This is a genomic window from Blautia sp. HCN-1074, from assembly GCF_037890165.1.
Taxonomy (GTDB): Bacteria; Bacillota; Clostridia; order Lachnospirales; family Lachnospiraceae; genus Blautia_A.
In genome coordinates, this window is the sequence record NZ_JBBKBP010000001.1 from 355458 (window position 1) to 377950 (window position 22493).

Annotated in this window: 23 protein-coding genes; 4 read left to right on the forward strand and 19 right to left on the reverse strand. The window is 39.7% G+C overall.

Features of this window, described 5'->3' with window-relative positions:
* From WKT11_RS01760 to WKT11_RS01770, 3 genes are all read right to left on the reverse strand, one after another.
* A complete protein-coding gene (locus WKT11_RS01760; RefSeq protein ID WP_340282042.1) occupies positions 1 to 219 on the reverse strand; it encodes an aspartate dehydrogenase in 219 nt (72 codons plus the stop codon).
* 45 nt (positions 220 to 264) lie between these two features.
* The gene (locus WKT11_RS01765) at positions 265 to 735 is read right to left on the reverse strand and encodes an LURP-one-related/scramblase family protein (RefSeq protein WP_340282044.1); all 471 of its coding nucleotides are present in this window, start codon (positions 733 to 735) and stop codon (positions 265 to 267) included.
* A gap of 498 nt (positions 736 to 1233) precedes the next feature.
* On the reverse strand, positions 1234 to 2946 hold the full coding sequence (locus tag WKT11_RS01770; RefSeq protein WP_340282046.1) for a glycogen/starch synthase: 1713 nt from the start codon (positions 2944 to 2946) through the stop codon (positions 1234 to 1236).
* 392 nt (positions 2947 to 3338) lie between these two features.
* Between WKT11_RS01770 and WKT11_RS01775 the strand changes: the two genes are divergently transcribed.
* Positions 3339 to 4235, forward strand: a complete 897-nt coding sequence (locus WKT11_RS01775; protein WP_340282048.1) for a sensor domain-containing diguanylate cyclase — start codon at positions 3339 to 3341, stop codon at positions 4233 to 4235.
* Between the two features lie 190 nt (positions 4236 to 4425).
* Here WKT11_RS01775 and WKT11_RS01780 read toward each other — a convergent pair whose 3' ends face one another.
* The 5 genes from WKT11_RS01780 to WKT11_RS01800 all read right to left on the reverse strand — a co-directional run bounded on the left by WKT11_RS01780 (position 4426) and on the right by WKT11_RS01800 (position 6174).
* Complete coding sequence (locus WKT11_RS01780; protein WP_340282050.1) at positions 4426 to 4623, reverse strand: hypothetical protein; 198 nt, start codon at positions 4621 to 4623, stop codon at positions 4426 to 4428.
* A gap of 85 nt (positions 4624 to 4708) precedes the next feature.
* Entirely contained in the window at positions 4709 to 5152 is a 444-nt protein-coding gene (locus tag WKT11_RS01785) for a helix-turn-helix domain-containing protein (protein ID WP_340282052.1), read from the reverse strand.
* A gap of 173 nt (positions 5153 to 5325) precedes the next feature.
* Complete coding sequence (locus WKT11_RS01790) at positions 5326 to 5712, reverse strand: DUF4143 domain-containing protein (protein ID WP_340282054.1); 387 nt, start codon at positions 5710 to 5712, stop codon at positions 5326 to 5328.
* Positions 5712 to 5834 (reverse strand): hypothetical protein, encoded by a 123-nt coding sequence (locus WKT11_RS01795; protein ID WP_340282056.1) that lies wholly within the window; start codon positions 5832 to 5834, stop codon positions 5712 to 5714. Before WKT11_RS01795 ends, WKT11_RS01790 begins: the two co-directional genes overlap by 1 nt.
* Positions 5835 to 6030: 196 nt before the next feature.
* Entirely contained in the window at positions 6031 to 6174 is a 144-nt protein-coding gene (locus WKT11_RS01800) for a DUF4317 family protein (protein WP_340282058.1), read from the reverse strand.
* 696 nt (positions 6175 to 6870) lie between these two features.
* Here WKT11_RS01800 and WKT11_RS01805 point away from each other — a divergent pair.
* Both WKT11_RS01805 and WKT11_RS01810 read left to right on the forward strand, forming a co-directional pair.
* Complete coding sequence (locus tag WKT11_RS01805) at positions 6871 to 7683, forward strand: MBL fold metallo-hydrolase (protein WP_340282060.1); 813 nt, start codon at positions 6871 to 6873, stop codon at positions 7681 to 7683.
* Positions 7684 to 8008: 325 nt separating this feature from the next.
* On the forward strand, positions 8009 to 8215 hold the full coding sequence (locus tag WKT11_RS01810; protein ID WP_340282062.1) for a cytidylate kinase family protein: 207 nt from the start codon (positions 8009 to 8011) through the stop codon (positions 8213 to 8215).
* Between the two features lie 161 nt (positions 8216 to 8376).
* On the opposite strand, the gene WKT11_RS01815 is transcribed toward WKT11_RS01810, so the two are convergent.
* Entirely contained in the window at positions 8377 to 8853 is a 477-nt protein-coding gene (locus WKT11_RS01815) for a GNAT family N-acetyltransferase (protein ID WP_118247160.1), read from the reverse strand.
* Positions 8843 to 9091 (reverse strand): HipA N-terminal domain-containing protein, encoded by a 249-nt coding sequence (locus tag WKT11_RS01820; protein WP_330489884.1) that lies wholly within the window; start codon positions 9089 to 9091, stop codon positions 8843 to 8845. The genes WKT11_RS01815 and WKT11_RS01820 overlap by 11 nt, the downstream gene beginning before the upstream one ends.
* Positions 9092 to 9213: 122 nt before the next feature.
* Here WKT11_RS01820 and WKT11_RS01825 point away from each other — a divergent pair, with 122 nt between their 5' ends.
* Complete coding sequence (locus WKT11_RS01825) at positions 9214 to 9792, forward strand: TetR/AcrR family transcriptional regulator (RefSeq protein ID WP_118419995.1); 579 nt, start codon at positions 9214 to 9216, stop codon at positions 9790 to 9792.
* Positions 9793 to 9823: 31 nt separating this feature from the next.
* Here the strand turns inward: WKT11_RS01825 and WKT11_RS01830 are convergent, their stop codons facing one another.
* The 9 genes from WKT11_RS01830 to speE form a co-directional block, all read right to left on the reverse strand.
* On the reverse strand, positions 9824 to 11368 hold the full coding sequence (locus tag WKT11_RS01830; RefSeq protein WP_118419996.1) for an AMP-binding protein: 1545 nt from the start codon (positions 11366 to 11368) through the stop codon (positions 9824 to 9826).
* Between the two features lie 103 nt (positions 11369 to 11471).
* On the reverse strand, positions 11472 to 11702 hold the full coding sequence (locus WKT11_RS01835) for an acyl carrier protein (RefSeq protein WP_008706731.1): 231 nt from the start codon (positions 11700 to 11702) through the stop codon (positions 11472 to 11474).
* Positions 11703 to 11799: 97 nt separating this feature from the next.
* Entirely contained in the window at positions 11800 to 13188 is a 1389-nt protein-coding gene (locus WKT11_RS01840; RefSeq protein WP_117845456.1) for a condensation domain-containing protein, read from the reverse strand.
* 262 nt (positions 13189 to 13450) lie between these two features.
* Positions 13451 to 14422 (reverse strand): alpha/beta hydrolase, encoded by a 972-nt coding sequence (locus WKT11_RS01845; protein ID WP_294439833.1) that lies wholly within the window; start codon positions 14420 to 14422, stop codon positions 13451 to 13453.
* Positions 14423 to 14515: 93 nt separating this feature from the next.
* Positions 14516 to 17896 carry a bifunctional diguanylate cyclase/phosphodiesterase gene (locus tag WKT11_RS01850; protein WP_340282084.1) on the reverse strand — a complete coding sequence of 1127 codons (3381 nt, stop codon included), beginning with the start codon at positions 17894 to 17896 and terminating at the stop codon, positions 14516 to 14518.
* Positions 17897 to 18217: 321 nt separating this feature from the next.
* Positions 18218 to 19432, reverse strand: a complete 1215-nt coding sequence (locus WKT11_RS01855; RefSeq protein WP_340282086.1) for a carboxynorspermidine decarboxylase — start codon at positions 19430 to 19432, stop codon at positions 18218 to 18220.
* On the reverse strand, positions 19432 to 20691 hold the full coding sequence (locus WKT11_RS01860; protein ID WP_117845464.1) for a saccharopine dehydrogenase family protein: 1260 nt from the start codon (positions 20689 to 20691) through the stop codon (positions 19432 to 19434). Before WKT11_RS01860 ends, WKT11_RS01855 begins: the two co-directional genes overlap by 1 nt.
* A gap of 81 nt (positions 20692 to 20772) precedes the next feature.
* On the reverse strand, positions 20773 to 21630 hold the full coding sequence (speB, locus tag WKT11_RS01865; RefSeq protein ID WP_340282088.1) for an agmatinase: 858 nt from the start codon (positions 21628 to 21630) through the stop codon (positions 20773 to 20775).
* 3 nt (positions 21631 to 21633) lie between these two features.
* A complete protein-coding gene (speE, locus tag WKT11_RS01870) occupies positions 21634 to 22488 on the reverse strand; it encodes a polyamine aminopropyltransferase (protein WP_019162638.1) in 855 nt (284 codons plus the stop codon).
* Positions 22489 to 22493 lie beyond the last annotated feature (5 nt).

The following is a 22493-nucleotide window of genomic DNA, read 5'->3' on the forward strand; positions in this document are numbered from 1 at the left end:
CTAATATTCTTTTGCAATTTCCTCTGTTATCTCATATATCTCTTTGAATTTTTCTAAGTCCTCTGGATATCTGATCAGCATGATTTCCTCGATTTTTCCGGTCCGTATGTCTTTGAAGCCTGCCACTTCTTCTCCAGTACATATACTTACACGAATAACTGGTTTCATATGTTCTCGGTCATATGTTTTTTTCACGATTTTCTTTTTGAATAATCCCATACTACCTCCCCATCTCCGAATATCTTCGACAACAAGATCAACTTTTTAATTTCTGGAACATTTTTCTGCATCAATCGCAAGTACAAACATCAGAGCATCCAACGCATTTCCTGGGTTCTGTACATCAATGACATATGTATCAGTCATATGAAACAGTTCTTTATTGACCCGTGCAATTAAATATCCGCTTTGATCAAGAATGCTATAGTCCCATTCCATAATGGTTCCATCAATTTGCCATCCATTGTAATCAATATTATAATGTGGCGTCAGAAATGAGAATTCTTTGCTCAGGCATCCTGTATAACTGCCGTTTTTATAAATCTCAAATTTAGGAAGGAAGGTAAGAACTTTCTGAACAACCATTCCTGCTTCATTTCCATAGGCATCATATATTACAAGTTCATGTCCCCAGGACAACTGACTTTTTACTACATAAACAGTGTTGCCTGCCTCATCATAGATATCATAACTGTCAAACCATGAAAACAACCTTTGTTTAAACAATAGCTTCATAACTTTTCACCACTCTCTCCAACAGATATAATTGGTTCTTTATAAGTACCATAATACCATACCAGAACACTTTAAAAAATATGTAAATCGAAGAATTAACCCATCTTATTGCACAGATTATGATAAAACATATATTTCTAGCTATAAATCTCCCCACCATCCTAAGATTAATTTCCGTTTAGAAAAGTTGTCCTGGGAGCTTGAGTTTCTCTTTGTAAATAAAACCCTTATCAAACTCTTCTGCTTCTGCTTCATCCACAAAATATCCTGCAGGTGTTTCATCCTCTCCAGTTATGCCATCAAGATAATCTGTCCGATCAGCTTTCCATCCGGTTACATCACAATCTCCATTGTATTGTACTTAATCAAAAATCGCTCTCCTTTCAGAGCAAAAGAAAAGGCGCAAGCCATATTTCTATGACTCACACCTTACTTTGCATTTATTCATTTTTAATATTGTTCCAAAAAATCTTGCGTAAAGCATTTTTCAAACACGTTCTAATCTCTTGGTGTTAATCCTACATACATATCTTTGTACTGTTTTGCACTCTTTTCCCAGGAAACATCTTTATTCATATCGCGGATTACCATATCATCCCAGGATTTCCTGTTCTCGAAATAGAGAGTCTTTGCTCTGTTGATTGCGTCGTAAAGCAGCCCGCCTTCATATCTGTCAAATGTAAAACCGTTTCCTGTATTCTCAAACATATTATAAGGCTGAACCGTATCTTTAAGTCCTCCGGTCTCTCTTACAATCGGAACTGCACCATATCTCATGGCTATAAGCTGTGTAAGTCCACATGGTTCAAATCTTGATGGAACCAGAAGCGCATCACATCCTGCATAAATATTGTGAGCCACATTTTCATTGTAAGCAATATATGCACAGAAATTGCCCTTATATTTGTTTTCATAATAACGGAATGTATTCTCATACTGAGAATCACCGGTACCAAGAACAACCACCTGCGTATGTTCATCCATAATTCCCGGGATTACGTCATTTACAAGATCAAGACCTTTCTGGTTGGTGAGACGTGAAATAAGTCCGATTACCATCTTATGCTCATCTACATCCAGCCCCAGAGATTCCTGAAGAGCTTTTTTATTAATCTTTTTATTCTTTATTGCTGACTTCTCATCATAATCAGCAGCTAACAGCTTATCAGTTGCCGGATTCCAGATATCCGTATCAATACCATTCACAATTCCCAGAATCTTATTGTTGTGATATCTTAAATGCTCTGCAAGTCCCTCGCCATATTCCTCTGTCTGAATCTCCCAGGCATAGGTGTTACTTACGGTTGTAACTTTGTTACTGTAAGCGATACCACCCTTTAACATATTGGCATCCAGCCAGTTCTGAATCATGCAGTCCTTATTAAATACATAATCCGGAAGTCCTGACCAGTATTGAATCATTTTTCTGTCATAAATACCCTGAAACTTCAGATTATGTATTGTGAGTACTGAAATTGCACGTCCTACATCTGTATCCTGGAAACAGGTTCTCAGATAAAGTGGTACTAAAGCTGCCTGCCAGTCATGACAATGTACTACATCAGGAGTCCAATTCAGATAATTAAGGGCAGCAAGGGCAGCTTTTGCAAAATAACAGAATTTCGGAATGTCATCTATGAGATTCGTATATGGATTTCCCCAGGAAAAGAACTCATCATTATCTATAAAATCATAGACAACACCGTCCTCCTGATATTCCATAATTCCCACATAATACTGCTTTCCATCAGAGCAGAGATTCATATCAAAGGAACCCCTGTATTCCATCTTTTCCTGAAATTTCTGAGGAATACATTTATATCTTGGAAGAATAACCTTAACATCAATGTTTAATTTTGCCAGACTCTTTGGCAGGGCAGACATTACATCTCCCAATCCACCGGTCTTAACAAATGGATAACATTCTGATCCAATGAAGGCTACACTTCTTCGCGGTCCCAGATCAGGCTGTTTCGTTGGAATGTTCTGTTCATTCTGTTCAACAGATGGCTTCTGAATAATTGTGGTTTGCTTAACAGAAACATTCTCTACTGTTGGAGCAACAGTCTTAACAGCTTTTTGAGGACTGTTTTTTGCACTGCTTTTTACACTGCTTTTTACGGTGTTTCTTGTATTGCTCTTTGTATTACTTTTTGTATTACTTTTTGTATTGCTTTTGGTACTGCTTTTTTGAACTGTTTTTTTTCTCATATCATTGATCTCCCTTTTGCATTTTACAAAGTCCGAAATTTATTACGCCTTAACTAAAATGTCTTCCGGTAAGTTCCTGATAAACATTCATTTTACAGATATTTATCATTTCCTGTTAATCTCAATTATAACACAAAATGCGCAAAGTAACTATTATTATGTGAAATGCTTCCATTATTATGTGAAATACTTCCATCACCTAATTCTTACCTGAGTGATACAAGCAAGTCCCACCCACTGCTTATTGCTCTTCGCAACCTCCGCAGGGGGCTTACTTGATTCGGTTAAAAAACTGCTATTTTTTATGAAAAAAGTAGAAATTTCACGTACTCAGGGCTAGCCAACGCACTAGCGTCTTGGTACAATAAAAGCAAAAAGCGGAGGTGATAAATGTGCATTCAGTTAATTATAAAGACTATCTGAATTTAGTTTTAAAGGGCGCCGGATTATGCCTGTTTGAGGTGGATGTTAAAAAGCAGCGATACATTCGCTTTGAAAATGCAGAAGCCATATATCAGGTATCCGGAGAGAAGGTTTTGTCTGATTTGGAAGAGTTTTCATCCCTGACACCGGACGCATATATGAAAGCTGTATCAGATTATTTTGTCCATCCGGATGATCACGGGACTGTAGCCGATGCTTTTGGAAAAGTTTTGAACGGACAGCAGGCTGTCTACGATGCACGAATGAAATGCGGAACAGGCAAGTACCATTGGTGCCGTATATGTGCTACTCCCTATATACGGGAGGACAAATTGTATTTAATTGGTGTTGTGTCTGATGTAAGCAATCTTTACGATCTTATTTTGAAGGAAAAAGAGAAAAACATGAAAGACACCTTTACCGGATGCTACAACAAAAATGGGTTTAAAGAATTATGCCAAAAATTTCTGAACAAAAACCCCAGACCATCCTACGCTTTTATCATGATCGATCTGGATGATTTCAAGGCAATCAATGACAACTTTGGACATGATACAGGGGATAGGGTTCTTTTGGAGACAGTAAAACAGCTGAGAGAATTTTTCCCAAGACCGTCACTGATCGGACGTTTTGGCGGAGATAAATTTATGGTGCTTTGCCCTTTTTCACAGAAAGAGTTATTAGAGGAAACTATAAACCATTTTATGGAATGTACCATTCCCCCTTACTCTGTGAAAAAAAGTGTTGGATATACCTTTATTCCTGATGATAAAATTAACTATGAAGAAATTATAAAAACAGCAGATAAGGCACTGTACACAGCAAAACAAAAGAAAAACTGTGCCGTATTTTCTTCCATTTCCTGAGGCCCCAGACATTACTGTTCACTCCGTTCTCAGCAACACGCTTCGCGATGCACAGAATTTATGCTAAAATAAAACATATCGTATCAAACGAGGGGTTTTACAGATGTCTAAAAAGAAATATAATCTGAATACAATTTACATCTCTGAGCGTCTGCAGGAGAATCTGAACTGTAGCAAGAACACTCACAGATTATTTTTTCTTTTGTAGCGCTCCAATCTCCCTATATATTTGCGATATCTCTTTATAAGCGTATTTTTTGATGTAGCAATCCATCAGGATAGCTTTCGCCATAAAATCTGCCCCCTTTCCCATTGCAGATATCACTATTTTAACATTGTCTATAAAAAACACCATGCCTGAATTCTTGCTTTTTTCTTGCGATTTCATAGATATCTGATGATGACACTTTAAAACCTCTGAAAAATCAATAAAGCCGGTATTGGATCAATCAATCCTACAGCGGCTTTATTGATTATGAATCTTCTTCGAATTCTTCCATATATTTAAAAACTTTATTATCATACCTTGTTTTTTTATACCAACCAATTCCAATCATTACAAGTCCAACAATTATCGCTACAGTTCGACGTATGGAATCAGGTGAAAGCAAGCAAGCTACAATAATTCCAGTGCCTGCACCCGTAAAAAATTCAATGATTGATTTTTCTTTTTTTATTTTTCCCAATACTCTTTCTTTATCCATTTTCTTTACCATCTTTGAATCCTCCTTTATCAACGTATCAAGAGAAATTTCAAACTGATTGCTTATATCTATCAGTATTTGTAAATCTGGATAACTTTTTTCATTTTCCCAATTCGAAACAGTTTGTCGGGTAACATGAAATAATCTGCCAAACTCCTCTTGTGTTAATTGCTTCTCTTTACGAATGTTCAATATCTGGTTTCCTATATTCATAATATCACGTTCCTTTCTCTGATAGCATAATATTCATATTTTCATCATTCTTTGAATATTAGTATCTCAAAAATAATGTTCAAAGTAAAGCAATCATCACATTACATTGCATATATAGCTGCGCAAAGATTCTTTGACAGGTGTTTTTCTCTAGAAATCCTGATCTCTTTATCTCATTTTACCAGAAAAGGTAGGAGATAAAACGGTTTCAACAATAAATTTTCTTCTTTTCCTACATCTTTCTGTGATATTAAATATGCCTTACTAATACTCTGAGAAAATTTACTGTAAAATTCTCTTATAGATTCATGTTTTCCGGATCCGGAAGACTTAATTTCAAATGCATTTACTTTGCATCCTTCCGAAACCAGGAAATCTACCTCATAATAATGTGTACTTCCTTTTTTTTCCCAAGTATGATAGTACAGTTCTCTTCCAGACGCTGCAATCATTTGAGCGACCAGATTCTCATAAAGATACCCCAGATTTGCAGGTAATTTATCAGAAAGCAACTTCGCATAAATATCATTTTCCGTCACCGGTCGATCAATAAATACCATTACTTTGTGTATCTTTTTGTCCCGCAGGCATCTCTACCATCCTTATCTTTTTTCATCAGCATGGAAAGATAAGATGTTCTCGTTGTATCCTTCATGGAATATCCCAAAATCTCCTTTTGCACATTATTATACCTCCCGCGGATTCATCGTCTTTGGAAATGACATCATCAGCCATGGACGCAGCATTACAGCAAAGTCATCCTGCCTCTACCTCAGCAGGGGGAACTATACCCTTTTTTATATAATATAACTACTATTACATCCATAAGCAAAAGGACGCATGAAAAAACTCTCGTTTTTTCACACGCCCTTTTTCTGCTATACCCAAAGCTCAAAAGGAGACTCATTAAAGCTTAATACCTTATTCTTATCTTTGTCTACATAGCATCCTGCAATTTTCTCCAGGCAGCTGTATTCTGGCTTATACTGTTTTTTTATCTCTGCAATCTCTTTTTTGTTCACACCGAAATTCTCCTCTGATCCTTTCCTCCAACTTTCGGTTAAACCTTGATATGCCCACCATAAGGCAGCAATCTATAAAACCGAAAAAGAATCATTGATTATTCCAGAGAAGATGTAGATAAGATCTTTGCATACTTAAGGGAAGAGATTGATAAATGTGAAAGTGAATTTCTCAAAAAGTTTGAAGAAAAGAAAACAGACAAGTTTGATTTTGATTTCAAGTTCTAACATAAATTAATTCGTTATTTCCCCCAAAAATGAATTCGAATTCACTTTAGTCACTGCTTTTCCCATATTCCGTGCGGTCGCATATGTATACCTCTGATTCTCTATGATTTATAAGGATTTTACCCATTCTCTGATTTCCTATTTTGTTCCGCGGTTTAATAATCTGCCTTCTGTAATAACTGCATCTGCTGCAGGCAGTTGTAATTCTTTTACAGACTTCCGCTTGTGACAGCATTTTCTCAAAACTTTTATTCCCATTATACTGTCTGGAAAATCAGTATATTTTGCGCTATAATAAAAAGCAGAACTATAGCAATTCCATAAATTGTGTTTAAAAAAATGTGACACCAATAAGCTGAATGACAAGGGCTGTTCGATACTGTAAAAGCACATATATACGATGATCTGGAGATTAATTTTTCGGAAATCTGATAAGTTTCACATTGTTAACAGAGGTGATAAAAAGTGATGAGCAGAATAAAAATCATAACTCTTATGGAAGATAATCTATGCGGAAATGGGCTTGAAGCTGAGCATGGATTGTCCATATATATCGAAACCCCAAAACATAAGATTCTTGTGGATACCGGTCAATCCGGGAAAACCTGGGCAAATGCCAGAGCAAAAGGAATTGATATCACCAGGGTAGATACTGTCTTTCTGAGTCATGGTCATTATGATCATTCCGGAGGATTGATGAAATTCGCATCAGTAAATCCATCCGCCGATATTTATATGCATGCAAATGCAGGCGGGGAATATTATTCCTTAAAAGAAGACAGCGAAAAATATATTGGAATCGATAAGGCAATCTTAACCCTTCCATATTTACATCTGATAAATAATAATACCATCCTGGATGAGGAGCTGTCTGTTTTTACAGATGTGCATCCTGCAAGAAATTGGCCAAAGGGAAATCAAAGGTTGCATGAACTGAAGAATGGTAAGTATATCCAGGATATTTTTTCACATGAGATGTATGTAGTGATCAAAGAAAATGATAAATATATGCTTGTCTCAGGCTGTGCGCACAATGGTATACTTAATATCCTGGATTCCTTCAGGGCAATATATAGCACAGATCCTTCTGTTGTGATCAGTGGATTTCATATGATCCAGCCGGAATATACAGAGGATGATCTGCAGAAAATAAGAGATACTGCCGATGAACTTTCAACAATGAATACTGTATTTTACAGCGGGCATTGTACCGGTGAAGTCGCTTATCACCTCTTGAAAGAAACTTTGGGAGATAAACTCCAGGCCATCAGAGATTTATGACAGGATATTTGTCAGACCGATTCGCCATAAGTACCAGAATATCAAGATTTGCAAAGGCAATTTATAGTAGATTTTGGCATATACATTTCGATTTTTTTGAGTATAATATCAAAAAAGTACTTTGACAGCAAAGTCAATCGGATATTTGCAATCCGCTTTCGCTACTTGCTCATAACCGAATAACTGCTCCCCAGTTTATCAGGAGGGGCTTGTACCCCTCCTGATACAAGCAAGTCCCCCCCACTGCTTATTGCTTCTCGCAATTGAAGCAGGGGACTTACTTGATTCGGTTAAATGCAATATCATCGCACAGGAGGCATGGGATATGATTATTACAATAGCAAGACAGTGCGGAAGCGGCGGACATGAAATAGGAAAAGAACTGGCTTCCAGACTTGGACTGGAACTCTATGACAGAAAGAAGTTGGAAAAAGAGGTCAAAAAACTTGGAAAACTTGATATTTCCAATACAGCAGACATGATCACAAATTATATAAACGCTAAAAAAATATTCGGACAAAAGCACCTGTAGACCAAATAATACTGTAAAAATCAGGCACAAGTTTCCGAAGTATAACTTGTGCCTGATCTGCATCGTTTTCTTTTAATATTTACTGTTTGACTGATGGGATTCATCTATCGGATATCTCTATAAATTCGCAGATAAACTTCTCAAATATACTATACAACGTATCAATATTCCAGGATATATTCCATCTGTCTTTCTTTGGTTTTCATACCCATTTTTTCATAGAATTTTTCGGCCGAAACATTTCCTGCCCATACATTCAATGTCACTTCATAACAGCCCATTCGCTTTGCTTCGTTTTTTACATACTCAAACAAACGCTCACCGATATGCTGTCCTCGTGCCTGCTGATCCACACATAGATCATCTATAAAAAGAGACTTAAACGGTACCATATTGGTTGAAAAAGGCTGTTCCTGTAATTGGCAAAATGCATATCCTACACAAACATCTTCCTCGTTCACTGCTACATATATGGGTTTTTCTTCTTTTCCTAATAGCTCTGTCAATTCGCTTACAGTATATTTTGTGGTACCAGGAATAAAAATATCAGGTCTTATATCCGCATGAATCTGCAATACCTGTCCCAACAGTTCAATTATTCTTGGAATGTCTTCTTCTTCTGCTTTTCTAATAGTCATTTTTTCTCCTCCAATTATCCGGCAAACTATCTGCAAATACTCCAAATAATCCGTCAAAAAAATCTTTTGTCTGTACAAAAACCTGCTTTTTAAGGGGAAGTGAAAACGGACTGATCGGAAAACCATTTTCAATCCATTCTTCACTATATTGAAACGCAGCTTTATGGTCAGCTGTCATAGCCAGTGTTCCTACAAGTTTTCCATCATAAAATACCTGTAATGCATTACCTTTCCTCATTTATGACCTCCTGAATATCTTTATATGGAACATGCCTAAAAGCAGATAATATTTTATTTTTTTATCGTCAGATTTGTGGTATACTTTATGTATTACTTACAGACTCCCGGGAGGAGACGACTATGCAAAATATAATTCCCGATGAAAGATATTCCGTGGCTGACGAGGCCATTTTAGGTGCTTTTTTCAAATTGGTAAAAGAAAAGAAGCCTGACAGGATTACTGTATCCGACATCACTAAAACAGCAGGTATTGCCAGAAGTACTTTTTATAATCACTATCAGGACGTCCCTTCACTGATCGCTGCAGTTGAGGATAAAACAATTCATGACGTTTTTTCCATGATGGAAAACTTCCAGCCCAAAAATGACCGGGATATCTGCAGTTCCTATTTTCTGACTCTGTGCCGGTACACTATGGAAAATCCTTTTCTGTCCGGTCTTTTAAGCACACCTCATGGCAATGATCTGTTTGAAAAAATGCTGACTATGCTCCATCATTATGTCACAGAGACTACATCTAATTCCAGGCCTGACAGGCATACAAAGGAAGAAGTTTCCTATGTGATCACCTGTGCCATCGGCAGTACTATCGGAGTTCTCCACAAATGGAGCCGGGATAATTTTAATCTTGCACCGGAAGTGATCGCTGATATTCTGTCTGAAATTTTTTTATCCGGTATGCTGCCGCTTTTATCCTAATTCAGGGAGCATAATCATTGCCCGGTCTTATTTACGCCAGAGGCTCATCAATCAGAACATCCTGCCTCTTAATCTTCTTTGTTGTGTTGCGGATAAACGGATTTTTGCGGATAACCAATCCTGTAATGCGACGATAGGTTGGCTGATTTCTGTTATATTCATCCAGAAATGCCTGAAGCTGTGTCTGAATTGCCTCTGTATCCAATGCTTTCGCTTCCACAACGGCCTGCTCTGGATAGATGCGGGCTGTCAGGCCATTGTTCTCACCTGTCACGATCACTTCACCCACCAGTGGATTCAGAGCCAGCTTATTCTCAATCTCCTCCGGAGATACATTTTCACCGTTGGACAAGATGATCAGGTTCTTCACACGTCCATTGATAAACAGATAACCGTCTTCATCCATATACCCCTTGTCACCGGTATGCAGCCAGCCATCCTTTAAAGTCTCTGCAGTCTCATCAGGCATCTGATAATATCCCTTCATTACACTGCTTCCTTTTACCAGAATCTCACCGTTTTCAAATCTGATTTCTACATTTTCAAGTGGTTTTCCAATAGAACCCTTTTTATGGTTTTCCGGTGTGTTATTGCTGATAACAGGGGAACATTCTGACATTCCATAACCTTCCAGCACTTCAACGCCATATTCTGCAAAACGATCAATATAATACGGATCCAGATGTGCACCGCCTGTAAAGATAATGCTCAGTTTTCCGCCAAATACTTTTTCTGCCAGAACTGCCTTCGGGATTGACGGATCAGCAGCAGCCAGTCTCTTATAAATCGTCTCGATCATCATTGGAACCATAAGCATAATATCCGGTTTGAAAATACTCATATTTCTTACCATATGAAGCAGGGAATCATTGATGCAAAGAGTTGCACCCAGAGAGAATCCCTTCAGCCAGTCCATAACAAGACAGAATGCGTGATGGATTGGAAGCACACTGAGCATGGCAGTTCCCGGTTCTGCTGTAATCTTTACTGCTTCAACATTGGAAGCCAGATTGTTCTGTGTCAGCATAACACCCTTGCTCTTTCCTGTTGTTCCGGAAGTGAAGATAATGGTCGCAATATCCTCTGCATCCGGGCAGACAGAATCTGCTGATGCGCTCTTTCCTGCATTTCGAAGTTCACTAATACCATATACCTTTGCCGGTGCATCTTCTACCTCTTCCTGAAGCATCCACACCTTCTGAAGTTTCGGACAATTTCCAAGAAATGCATCCAGATATGGTCTAAGCTTCGGACTTAAGAAAAGAGCGGCAGAATCGGAACGGTTAAGCAGGTCGATCAGATCCTCACAGGGAAGCGCGGCATCCAGAGGTACTGCTGTGGTACATCCGGTGATGATTCCCAGATAGCTTTCCATCCACTCTACAGAACTGGTTCCGATCAGTGCAATGTGCTTTCCCTCAAAGCCTTCTGCAAGAAGACCTTTTCTGGTGGCAACTGCATTTTCCATCAGTTCGCCATAGCTTCTTTCCATGATTTCCTTTTTATTGAGCCATTTTACTGCTTTTACTTCGTCAAATTTACGTGCACTTTCTTCTAATATATTTCTGATCAGCATATCTGTCCCCCATTATTTTCTGAACTGTTCAAGTTATGGATATCCTGTCAGGTACAAAATATCTTTGATCCTGACATCTTTATAAGTTTTACTTCGAAAAAAATTACTGAAGTTCTTCCAGCAGATTTAAGGCTTCGCCAAGAGTTGTGATCTTCAACACTTCGCTCTCATCAAGTTCGAGATCAAAAGTATCCTCAAGTTCACCTAAAAAGGACATAAAATCCAGAGAGCTGAAACCCAGATCCTCGCGGAATCTCATTTCATTATTCATTTCTTCCGGTGCTACCTTGCTATACTGTGCTACAATATTTTTAAATTCCATTTCCTGATTCATTGCGTTTCCTCCTACTTATTTGTTCTGTTATCCTTATCGTCTATACTGTTCAATATTCTTATAGTCAAACGGATTGCAAATATCTGCTTAACTTCGGTTAAACCAGTTCCATAATTTCGCCGATGCTCATATCCGGCTCTGCGATTCCCTTAAAAAGAATACGCATCATATAATAATAAAGCAGCTCCATATCATGTTCCTCCAGATGAGCAGTCTGGTAATGATAGGAGAAGTTCATACCTCCATCTTCTGTATGGGATACGGTCAGATACATCTTCTTGGTGGCTGCACCGTTTGCAAACCATTTTGCATGCTGACGGATGGTTCCAAGCATTTCATTCTCCACCTTCACAGTCATTGGCTGATAAGTCAGATAACAGCTCTCATATCCTGTATGCTCCGGTGTATTGTATCTCTTTCTCATCTCATCCATAATAAGTGCCGGATCATAGTTGCTGTGCATGTATATACGATTCTGCATATTCTGGATCTCATAAGCAGCAGAAAGGAAATCTGTCTCCGGTGCGATCACTGTTCTGCATGGGAACATGATGGTTCTGCTTCCTCCTGAAGTCCACTCATCATGAGTAGAACGTCTGGATATAAAGTTCTGGATAGTGATATCTTCCTGTCCGTTATTTACTTTTGACAGATAAGTACGGATACCAAGCAGAAGAAGATTTGTCATGGACAGCTGATGGTTCATACAAAAATCAATCAGATTTTTAGTTGGTTCCGGCTCCAGATAATAATCCTTAACTGCTACAAACAGATCCTTCATCTCAATGTCAGAAGAACGAAGTTCGGGATTTCCATGACGTTTTCTCGCTTCCTCCAGTACGGACGGTCCCTGAATATCAGAATACAGAGGTTCGCCCAGTGCATCCAGCTGGTCATCCCAGAATTTCTTATCTTTTGCAAAACGTTTCTCGTTGCCTGCTTTTGCCAGGTCTTTTTTCAGTACTGTCTCAAAATCTGCCAGTTCCTGCGGATAGGCTGTTCCATATTTATAATAGGTATATAATTGAAACAGATCACCGATCATTACTACCAGACCACAGGAATCAATCAGTCTGTGATCCATATGTACAAAGAAACCATTATATCCTTCCGGCAGCTTCAACATAGTAAACTCGCACATGGGAATGTCATCACCGTCAAAGGTTTCGTATGCCCACTGCTGCATCAGTTCGTCTGCTTTTGCAAGGCTTCCCATTCCTGACAGATCCTTGAATCCGATATCCCTTGGATCCTGTTTTACAAGGTACTGCTGTACATTTCCGTCTTTATCAGGCTTTGTAAAACGGATTCTGGTGCATCCGGAACGTTCTGTTTCCATCTGAATGCATTTTTTTAATAATCCAAAATCCAGTTCAGCCTGTACAGATGCCACAACACTGACACCGGATACCTGCTGTGTACCGTAATCCATGATCCAGTTGTGGTGCATTTTCTGTGCTGCTGTTAAAGGATAGTAGTTTGTCATACTTTATTTAAACCTCCATCTCTCGGTTTCTCTTTTCCCGGGTGCAAAAACATTACGTATTTGTTCAGTAGCTTACAGATATTTCAAAAACAATGTACTGACAGCTACAACATTACTTTTTTATTACGGGACAAAAAATAGCACAGATTTTTCCAAAATACCAGTACCCTCAGGATTTAATGAACACTTTACATAAAATTGACCGGGACTTATCATACACTTAACAAACGTATCTGATAAGTCCCGGTCAGAGGTCTCCTCTTCACAGGTCATATTTCTCAAAAAATTCCATCACTGTGCGCTGATACAATTCCGGATCTGCATAGGCACTGCACAGATGCCTTGCTCCCGGTATAATGACCAGTTCTTTTGGTGCTTTGCACAGCATATAGTTCTGAAATGAATTATTCGGATACACATAGGTATCTTTCTCTCCATGAAAGAAAAGGACAGGTCTTGTATTCCTTTTCATAGCTTCTGTGGTATCTGCATCTTTCATACGAAATCCTGCCACAAAATGGCACAGCCAGTCCATTTCCTTCAAAAGCAAGGGGATATAATGCAGATGAAACCAGTTGTCAGCCATATCCCGCATCTGTCTTTCCATAGACTGGAATCCACAGTCTGCGATCAGTCCCTTCACTTCTGGCGGAAGCCTGTATCCGGATGCCATCAATACAGCAGATGCCCCCATAGACTGTCCATACAGATAGATTGGAAGCTTCTCCTTATTTCTCTCGGACACATAAATTGCCCACCGCTGTACATCCCATTTTTCCTTTGCTCCAAAGGTGATATATTTTCCTTCACTTTCTCCGCAGCAGCGCTGTTCCATAAATAAAAGATTGCACTGGCGCTCGTGGAGATATTTTGCCATAAATGACAGGGAACCAAATCTGCTGCCCCGATAGCCATGGCTTAATATGACAAATCTCTTTGCATTCTCTGCAGGCAGATAGAATCCATGGAGTTTTAATCCATCCACACTCCGAATATAGCAGTCCTGCATCTTCTGAGCTTCGCACCATGCCCTGCTCTCCTCATATTCCTTTGCATATCCGTTTCTGGGATGATTATCCCGTATATGGGATAATTCAAACCATTTCTTTCTTTCCTTTTTCCTTCCCCCTCTTTTGCAGCAGACCACCATGTAAAAAAAGCGCCAGCCAATCTCCATAATTCCTGTGAAAAAAAGTAATACTGCTGCCGACAACTTACAAATTTTTTTCTTCATCTGGTTTTCTCCTGTTCTTACTTGCTTGTCTGCGAATCCGATTGCACATGTATAAAAACCTCAGTACAGCCTGAAATATTCATGCCAGCTTTTTTATAATCTGTTTTCTGTAAATTTCTCTATAAACTCTTCATACCCACAAGGTTTTCCCCAAAAATATCCCTGGGTGAATTCCGGGCGCAGCTTTCGGATTTTGAGCCATTCCTGAGCATTTTCCACGCCTTCGATACAAATCTTCATATCCAGATTATGGGTCATGGTACAAAACTGATTCAGCAGATAATATTCCTGTTTATCTGCAACTGCTTTGGCAGTGAAAGAGCGGTCGATCTTAATGATCTCCGGTTTCAGTTCGCTGAGATAATGGAAATTCGAGTATCCGGTTCCAAAATCATCCAGTGCAAGACTGATTCCCATCCGCTTCAGTTCTGTAAGAAAATGCTTCTCATTTATATTTTGTTCCAGAAGGTCACTCTCTGTCAATTCCACGATCAAGGCTTCCAACGGCAGCCCGGCTCTTTTCATTTCCCCACTGATATCCTGGATCACATCAGACTTGGATGCCTGAACCTGAGAAATATTAATACTTACTCTGAACTCTGGAATTACTTTCCTGATTTCACTGCATTTTCCCATAACCTCCCTCATCATCCATCGGCCAGCAGGAATAATAAGTCCTGTTTCTTCCAGAATCGGAATAAACTCTGCCGGTGAAACCATTCCAAATCTTTCAGAAGTAAAACGCATTAAAGCTTCTGCTCCATAAGACACCTTTTTATCTTCAGCAAATACAGGCTGATAAAAAGCCCTAAAGCCTCGGAAGCCATTGTTCACAGCTTCTCTCAGTTCCTGAGTAATCTCCCTCTTCCTAAGAAATCTTCTGTAGGTTTCCTCATTAAATATATAGCAACGGTTTCTTCCCAGCTTTTTCGCTTCATTCAAAGCGAAATCTGTCAGCTTCAGGGCTTCTGAATACTGATTCCCCTTTAATGCCGCAAATGGCACAATTCCTCCTGAAACCGTATACATGACCTTAAACTCATTAGATTCAATGAATCTGTCTATTTCATTTCTCACTTTATCATAAAGTTTATCTGCATCCTTCACCTCGTCAGAAAAAACATCCAGAATCAGAAATTCATCTGCCACAAGCTTGTACACTTTCTGTGCTTCTGATATGCAGCCGGAAATACAATCTGCTGTTTTTCTAAGTACAAAATCACCGTACTCCTGTCCGAAGTTATCATTGATTTCCTTAAAATGATCGATTCCTATACGAAGCAGATATCCTGTTTCCAAAGGAGTATCCTGTTGATCCATATACTGCCGCAATCCTGTCTCTCCTAATAACCCGCTTACATTATCTGCCTTCTGTCTTTCTCCAATCTCATTGATACAACCGATCATATAAAGAGGTTTCGTATTATCATCCCGGACCAGATATCCTTTGCAATGAATCCAGACCGGCATTTTTTTCAGATCCAGCCATCGATATTCCATACTATGGATACAACGGTCTGTTTTAAGAAGATTATCAAATTCCTCTTTCAGTTTTTCATAATCAGGTTCATATACAAATTCTTTATGGTTTGAAATCACATTATGAAAACTATTTTTCGGAATACAAAAACGGTCAAGAGCCTGGTTTGCTATGTAATAAAAATCTGTCCGAAAATCAATCACATACGGGTAACTATCTGTAGTTGGACTCAGAAGATCAATCACGCTGCAAAGTTCATCCACTGACATACTCTGATACTTTTTCTCCTGCAGGATCACCTCATCTGTGATCTCCTCTGTGGAATGCTTTTCCATGCGGGAAAGCAAGTGACTCGGATCAGTTGACCCCGCAATCTTCTTCCTGCGCTTCTGACGATACAGCATGGTATCGCTTCGTCTTACAATATCTTTAAAGTCAAAATCTATATCCGGCTGATAATAAGCGTATCCTGCTGATATACTAAGCGGATACTCCAGCTTGTGTGTTTCTGCGGTTTTCTTCAAAATCAGCTCCAGTGTCTTCAGCCGTTCCGGAATCATATCTTTCTCATCGCTGTGATATACATATGCAAACTCATCGCCGCCAATTCTAAAACAGTTCTTTACATTCTGAAATGCCTGACTGATACACTGATAACACAGCTTCAGTGCCTCGTCTCCCTTTTCATGTCCAAAATTATCATTGATTACTTTCAGATTATCCAGATCAAAAAGCACTACACCTGTGGTGCGCAGTTTAATTTCAGCTTCATCCAGATATTTCACCATATCCTCGTAAGCATTTCGGTTCATGGCCTCTGTAAGCATATCCATATTGGCTATTTTCTGCAGATAGATCACCTTTTGTTTCTGGATATATTGATCGTAATATTGAGAAACCTGGATCCAGATCAGCATAATGATAAACAGCATGGTTCCTGTAGAAAGCAAAATGGATGTCTGTTGAAATCTTCTTAAATAATAAAGAAACATTTCTGCCATTGCAAATCCCATGGCTACGTACATAGGATACTGGAATTTTTGGGCTACATCGTTTCCTGCTTTTCTGGCTTCGTAAAGAATGATCACAACTGTGTAAACCGCATTTGCAACCATAATAACATGAGTTACAGAAAGTAACCGGAATATATCAATAATTCCTGTACACTGAAGCAAAACATCGACTGCCATATTTGCAAGATAAAGAATGGAAAAAATCAATGCTCCTTTATGGTACTTGCTTTTACAGATATCATATAACAGAAAATTAAATGGCACCGGGAAAAGAAAAAGTGAAAAATAATCCACAAAATATAAGGTTCTTCCATCCGGGATCAAAAACTGCAGAAAGCCACATTGTACCAGTGTCCATACTGCGACCAGCAATGAGAAAAATCCAAGGTTTAAAAAAATCTCAATTTTCGCTTCTGTCTTGTCGCTTCTTTTTCTTTGCGCTGCTCCACAATAGAGAATCAGGCAGATAACAGCGGCAAACAAAATTCCACAGCTGATTACCAGATTTCCGAGACTGTCTGTTAATATTTTCAGAATACAATCGCCTCGTGTTCCGTATACAAAACTGACTTTATTTCCATAATAGCCCTCATATACCGGAATAATTCTGACCTCCAGGCTTTTACCTGCACTGTCTCCCGGAATATCCACAATATGCCAGCAGCTTCCCGGTGACTTAATAAAGCCCGGGACATCCGCTTCATTTCCGTATTCGTATATTTTTTCTCCATCCAGCCAAACTTCTGCAATGGTGTGGGTGGTTTTAAATAAAATCGATCTGGGGATATCGAAATCTTCAGGCAGAGCAATATTCTCTGATTTGATTTCTCCTTCTTCCAGTTCTTTTGTTTCGCACTGGATCGTATTATCCCAGAACAATTTTTCCCTGGTCGTACTCTGGCTGAAAATCCAACCTGAAAAACAGATGGCAAACAGCCCAAACACGAACATAGTAATCCATAATCTTTTTTCTATTTTCATAGTCTCTCCTTTAGAGTGTATGTCAAGCGGATATTCATAAAACACACCTGATTGCTATGGTTATTTTGTATTTCATTTGTATTCTGTTTTTTCATACTTCATATTATCCTCAATTTATTAACAATATACTGCTTCACTGTATTTCATCTTTATCATTGTATCACAGATTTCTGAATAAATGTTAGTGCTTTTAACACTTTCTTTGTTATAAAACCACAAAATTTTAGAGCAGAAATGCCTTTCACGAATAATCGCTTCAGACATTTCTGCTCTACTGATTCCCGGATATCACTTCTTCCGGACTATATATCGACTCTTAACTTAAAGGTGCCTTCCAAGTCTTCCCTTAAAATCTGCGTAACCAAACTCTGTAAGCTGTAACATAGTGTTGTCAGCACGTCTGAGCCAGATATCCGGCAGTGGCATTCCATTAAATGTATTATTCTTACAGGTAGTATAAATAGCCATATCTCCAAACATAAGAAGATCTCCATATTGGGGGATCTGTCTGAATTTGTAATCTCCGATCACATCTCCTGACAGACAGGTTGGTCCTCCAAGCCGAACCGTAATCCCCTCTTCTTCCAGTTCATCTGTACCAAGTAATGGCGGTCGATAAGGCATTTCCAGTACGTCCGGCATATGACAGGCTGCACTGGCATCTACAATTGCAATCTGTGTCTCTCCATTTTTCAGAACATCCAGTACACTGGTCAGGAGAAAACCTGCATTTAATGCCCACGCCTCTCCTGGTTCCAGATAAACTTCCACATCCCAATCATTCTTTGCCATCTGAATACATCGTTCCAGTCGTTCAATGTCATACCCTGGTCTTGTAATATGATGACCACCGCCAAAATTGATCCACTTTACCTGAGAAGCCAGATCACCGAAATGCTTCTTTACAGAGACAAGTGTTATCTCCAGATCATCAGAATCCTGTTCACAGAGAGTATGAAAATGAATACCATCCAGCAGATCCAGAAGCTCCGGATTTTTCCCAATTGCTTCATCCCACTGAGCTCTTGTTGTACCCATACGGCTTCCCGGTGCACAGGGATCATAAATCTCATGACCTTCCTGGGTAGAACATTCCGGATTGATCCGAAGTCCCACACTCTTTCCTGCTTCCTTTGCCATCAGTCCAAACCGAAGAAGCTGAGACGGAGAATTAAACACAATGTGATCTGCATAACAAAGCAATTCTTCAAATTCATCTGCCCGATAGCCGGCGCAGAATACGTGGACTTCCTTTCCAGGCATTTCTTCTGCACCCAGCCTTGCCTCAAACAGTCCGCTGGCCTCTGTACCTGCAAGATATGGCTCTAAAAAGTCATAACAGTCATAGTTACTGAACGCTTTCTGCGCCAGAAGCATCCTACATCCTGTTCGTTCAGCCACTTCACCGAGAAGCTTTGCGTTTTTTATAAGTGCATTTTCATCCAGGATATAGCAGGGAGTTTTTATATTCCTAAATTCCGGCGGAATGACTCCGCCGGTGGCTGTAAATGGTGCTCTTTTATCCAGTTCTTCCATTAATCTACCAGCTCCGGATCATGGCTTTCGCTGCGTGGCAGACCGTAACGGTCAAGTGCTTCCAGGAACGGATCCGGATCAAATTCTTCTACTGTATACACACCTGGTCTGATCCATTTTCCGGTCAGCATCATAAGTGCACCGCACATTGCCGGAACACCTGTTGTATAACTGATTGCCTGACTTCCAACCTCATGATAGCATTCCTGATGATCGCATACATTATAAATATAATATGTTTTTTCTTTTCCATCCTTTACGCCTGTAAAAATACAGCCAATGTTTGTTTTACCTTTTGTACGCGGTCCAAGACTTGCAGGATCCGGAAGCAGTGCTTTCAGGAACTGAATCGGAACAATTTCCTGTCCATTATACTGGATCGGTGTTGTAGAAAGCATTCCCACATCCTCAAGACAACGCATATGATCCAGATAACTCTGTCCAAAAGTCATAAAGAAACGAATCCTTTTTACACCTGGGATTGTTTTTGCCAGAGACTCGATTTCCTCATGGTGAAGCAGGTACATATCCTTATCTCCCACCTGGTCAAACTTATATTCTCTCTTAATGGCCATCGGCGGGATTTCCACCCAGTGTCCGTTTTCCCAGTAGCTTCCCGGTGCACTTACTTCACGGAGATTGATTTCCGGATTAAAGTTTGTGGCAAATGCATATCCATGATCTCCGCCATTGCAGTCCAGAATATCAATAGTATCAATCTGGTCAAATTCATGCTTTAATGCATGGGCACAGTATGCCTGTGTAACACCCGGATCAAATCCACAGCCAAGTAAAGCTGTAAGACCTGCATCCTCAAATTTTTTGCGATATGCCCACTGCCAGGAGTAATCAAAGTAAGCGGAAAAGCCCTCTTCTTTACAACGTTTCTCATAAATAGCACGCCACTGTGGATCATCCGTATCTTCCGGTTCATAGTTTGCGGTATCCATATAGTTTACACCACAGGCCAGACATGCATCCATGATCGTCAGATCCTGATATGGAAGTGCAATGTTCATTACCAGATCCGGCTTATAATCATTGATCAGTTCGATCAGCTGATCCACATCATCCGCATCAACCTTGGCTGTGGTAAGAACTGTCTTTGTCTTTCCCCTTAATTTTTCTGCAAGGGCATCACATTTTTCCTTTGTACGGCTTGCAATACATAATTCTGTAAATACCTCATCTGCCTGACAACATTTCTGGATTGCTACACTGGCTACTCCTCCGCAGCCGATCACAAGTACTCTGCTCATAACTTTTTCTCCTTTTTCCTTATATATAACCGTTTCTTCAACAGTTTTTTATAGTGTTTATATTATCTGTGTCCTTCAGATTTATTTTGTAATTACCAGAAGCAGTTCCCGCAGTACCTTACATGCTGTTGCAGTGGATACACCGCTTACATCCAGCATAGGTGCCAGTTCATTCACATCTGCACCTACCACTTTGGTCTGAGAAACAGTTTGTATTGCTTCCAGAAGTTCCAGGAAGCTCACACCTCCTGCTTCCGGAGTTCCTGTTCCCGGAAATGCTGACGGATCCAGACAGTCCAGATCAATTGTAAAATATACAGGAACCTTTTTTTCTTTCAGTTCTCTGACTGTCTCTTTCAGTCCGTCAAAAGTAAAGGGATGAAAATCTGTATGCTTCGCAGCAAATTGAAATTCTTCTCTCTCCCCACTTCTGATGCAGAACTGGTGGATACGGTTATCTCCCAGAAGCTCATGGCATCTTCGCAGCACACAGGCATGACTTAGCCTGGCTCCCAGATAATCGTCTCTTAAATCTGCATGTGCATCAAAATGTATAATATGAAGGTCCGGATATTTATTAAATACAGCACGTACCGCTGCTAATGTTACCAGATGTTCCCCTCCCAGAAGCACCGGGATTTTTTCTGCTTTCAATATTTCCTCTGCCCGCTTTTCAATGTCTGAAAGAGCCATTTCACTGCTTCCGAAACAAAGCTCCAGATCACCGCTGTCAAATACTCTGATATCCATAAGATCTCTGTCCTGGTATGGACTGTAGGTTTCCAGTCCGAAGCTCTCATGACGCATGGCAGACGGGCCAAACCTGGCACCTGGACGAAAGCTTGTTGTGGAATCAAAAGGAGCACCATAAAGAACAACAGATGCTTCCTCGAAACTGCTTTCACAGCCGATAAAGGTTTCTACATTAGACTGAATCATAAGTTATCCCTCCACTTCCTTCAGCATATCTTCCAGAAATGCAGGAAGATAGAATGCTCCCTTATGGAGTCTTGTTGTATAGTAACGTGTGCGAAGGTTTAATGCATTCCATGCTTCCGGGTCCAGATCATCGACAGGATGATATTTTTTACTTGCAAATCCAAATAACCAGTAACCTGCGGCAAATGTAGGGATATGAGCCTGATAAACACGACTGATCTGGAATGTACTGGCAATTTTCTTATGACTGCGCTGCATTGCATGTGCATCTTCTGTATAGAATGGACTTCCCTGCTGGTTGACCATAATTCCATCATCTTTTAATGCATTATAACAGTTTCCGTAAAATTCACGGGTAAACAGTCCCTCCGAGGGACCAAAGGGATCAGAAGAATCCACAATAATAAGGTCATATTTTCCCTCACATCGCCGGATAAATTTCAGCGCATTTTCGTAATGAAGATGTACTCTTCTGTCATCCAGTCTGCATGCATTTTCCGGAAGATATGCACGACAGGCTTCCACAACCAGAGGATCCATTTCTACCAGATCAATATGTCTGACTCTGTCGTATCTGGTCAGTTCACGGACAACACCGCCATCTCCTGCACCGATCACAAGAATATCCCTTGCTTCTTTGTGAACTGCCATGGGCACATGGGTGATCATCTCATCATAAATAAATTCATCTCTCTCTGTCAGCATTACATTTCCATCCAGAGTCAGCACACGTCCAAATTCAGGTGTTTCAAAAATATCAATTCTCTGATAATCACTCTGCTTAGAATAAAGCTGACGGTTTACCCGGATACTATGCTTCACATCCGGTGTATGAAATTCTGAAAACCACATTTCCATTGTCT

Coding starts and splice junctions, on each gene's coding strand:
- WKT11_RS01760 (WP_340282042.1), bottom strand. CDS start 219: ATGGGATTATTCAAAAAGAAAATCGTGAAAAAAACATATGACCGAGAA.
- WKT11_RS01765 (WP_340282044.1), bottom strand. CDS start 735: ATGAAGCTATTGTTTAAACAAAGGTTGTTTTCATGGTTTGACAGTTAT.
- WKT11_RS01770 (WP_340282046.1), bottom strand. CDS start 2,946: ATGAGAAAAAAAACAGTTCAAAAAAGCAGTACCAAAAGCAATACAAAA.
- WKT11_RS01780 (WP_340282050.1), bottom strand. CDS start 4,623: ATGAAATCGCAAGAAAAAAGCAAGAATTCAGGCATGGTGTTTTTTATA.
- WKT11_RS01785 (WP_340282052.1), bottom strand. CDS start 5,152: ATGAATATAGGAAACCAGATATTGAACATTCGTAAAGAGAAGCAATTA.
- WKT11_RS01790 (WP_340282054.1), bottom strand. CDS start 5,712: ATGGTATTTATTGATCGACCGGTGACGGAAAATGATATTTATGCGAAG.
- WKT11_RS01805 (WP_340282060.1), top strand. CDS start 6,871: ATGAGCAGAATAAAAATCATAACTCTTATGGAAGATAATCTATGCGGA.
- WKT11_RS01810 (WP_340282062.1), top strand. CDS start 8,009: ATGATTATTACAATAGCAAGACAGTGCGGAAGCGGCGGACATGAAATA.
- WKT11_RS01815 (WP_118247160.1), bottom strand. CDS start 8,853: ATGACTATTAGAAAAGCAGAAGAAGAAGACATTCCAAGAATAATTGAA.
- WKT11_RS01820 (WP_330489884.1), bottom strand. CDS start 9,091: ATGAGGAAAGGTAATGCATTACAGGTATTTTATGATGGAAAACTTGTA.
- WKT11_RS01825 (WP_118419995.1), top strand. CDS start 9,214: ATGCAAAATATAATTCCCGATGAAAGATATTCCGTGGCTGACGAGGCC.
- WKT11_RS01830 (WP_118419996.1), bottom strand. CDS start 11,368: ATGCTGATCAGAAATATATTAGAAGAAAGTGCACGTAAATTTGACGAA.
- WKT11_RS01835 (WP_008706731.1), bottom strand. CDS start 11,702: ATGAATCAGGAAATGGAATTTAAAAATATTGTAGCACAGTATAGCAAG.
- WKT11_RS01840 (WP_117845456.1), bottom strand. CDS start 13,188: ATGACAAACTACTATCCTTTAACAGCAGCACAGAAAATGCACCACAAC.
- WKT11_RS01845 (WP_294439833.1), bottom strand. CDS start 14,422: ATGAAGAAAAAAATTTGTAAGTTGTCGGCAGCAGTATTACTTTTTTTC.
- WKT11_RS01850 (WP_340282084.1), bottom strand. CDS start 17,896: ATGAAAATAGAAAAAAGATTATGGATTACTATGTTCGTGTTTGGGCTG.
- WKT11_RS01855 (WP_340282086.1), bottom strand. CDS start 19,432: ATGGAAGAACTGGATAAAAGAGCACCATTTACAGCCACCGGCGGAGTC.
- WKT11_RS01860 (WP_117845464.1), bottom strand. CDS start 20,691: ATGAGCAGAGTACTTGTGATCGGCTGCGGAGGAGTAGCCAGTGTAGCA.
- speB (WP_340282088.1), bottom strand. CDS start 21,630: ATGATTCAGTCTAATGTAGAAACCTTTATCGGCTGTGAAAGCAGTTTC.
- speE (WP_019162638.1), bottom strand. CDS start 22,488: ATGGAAATGTGGTTTTCAGAATTTCATACACCGGATGTGAAGCATAGT.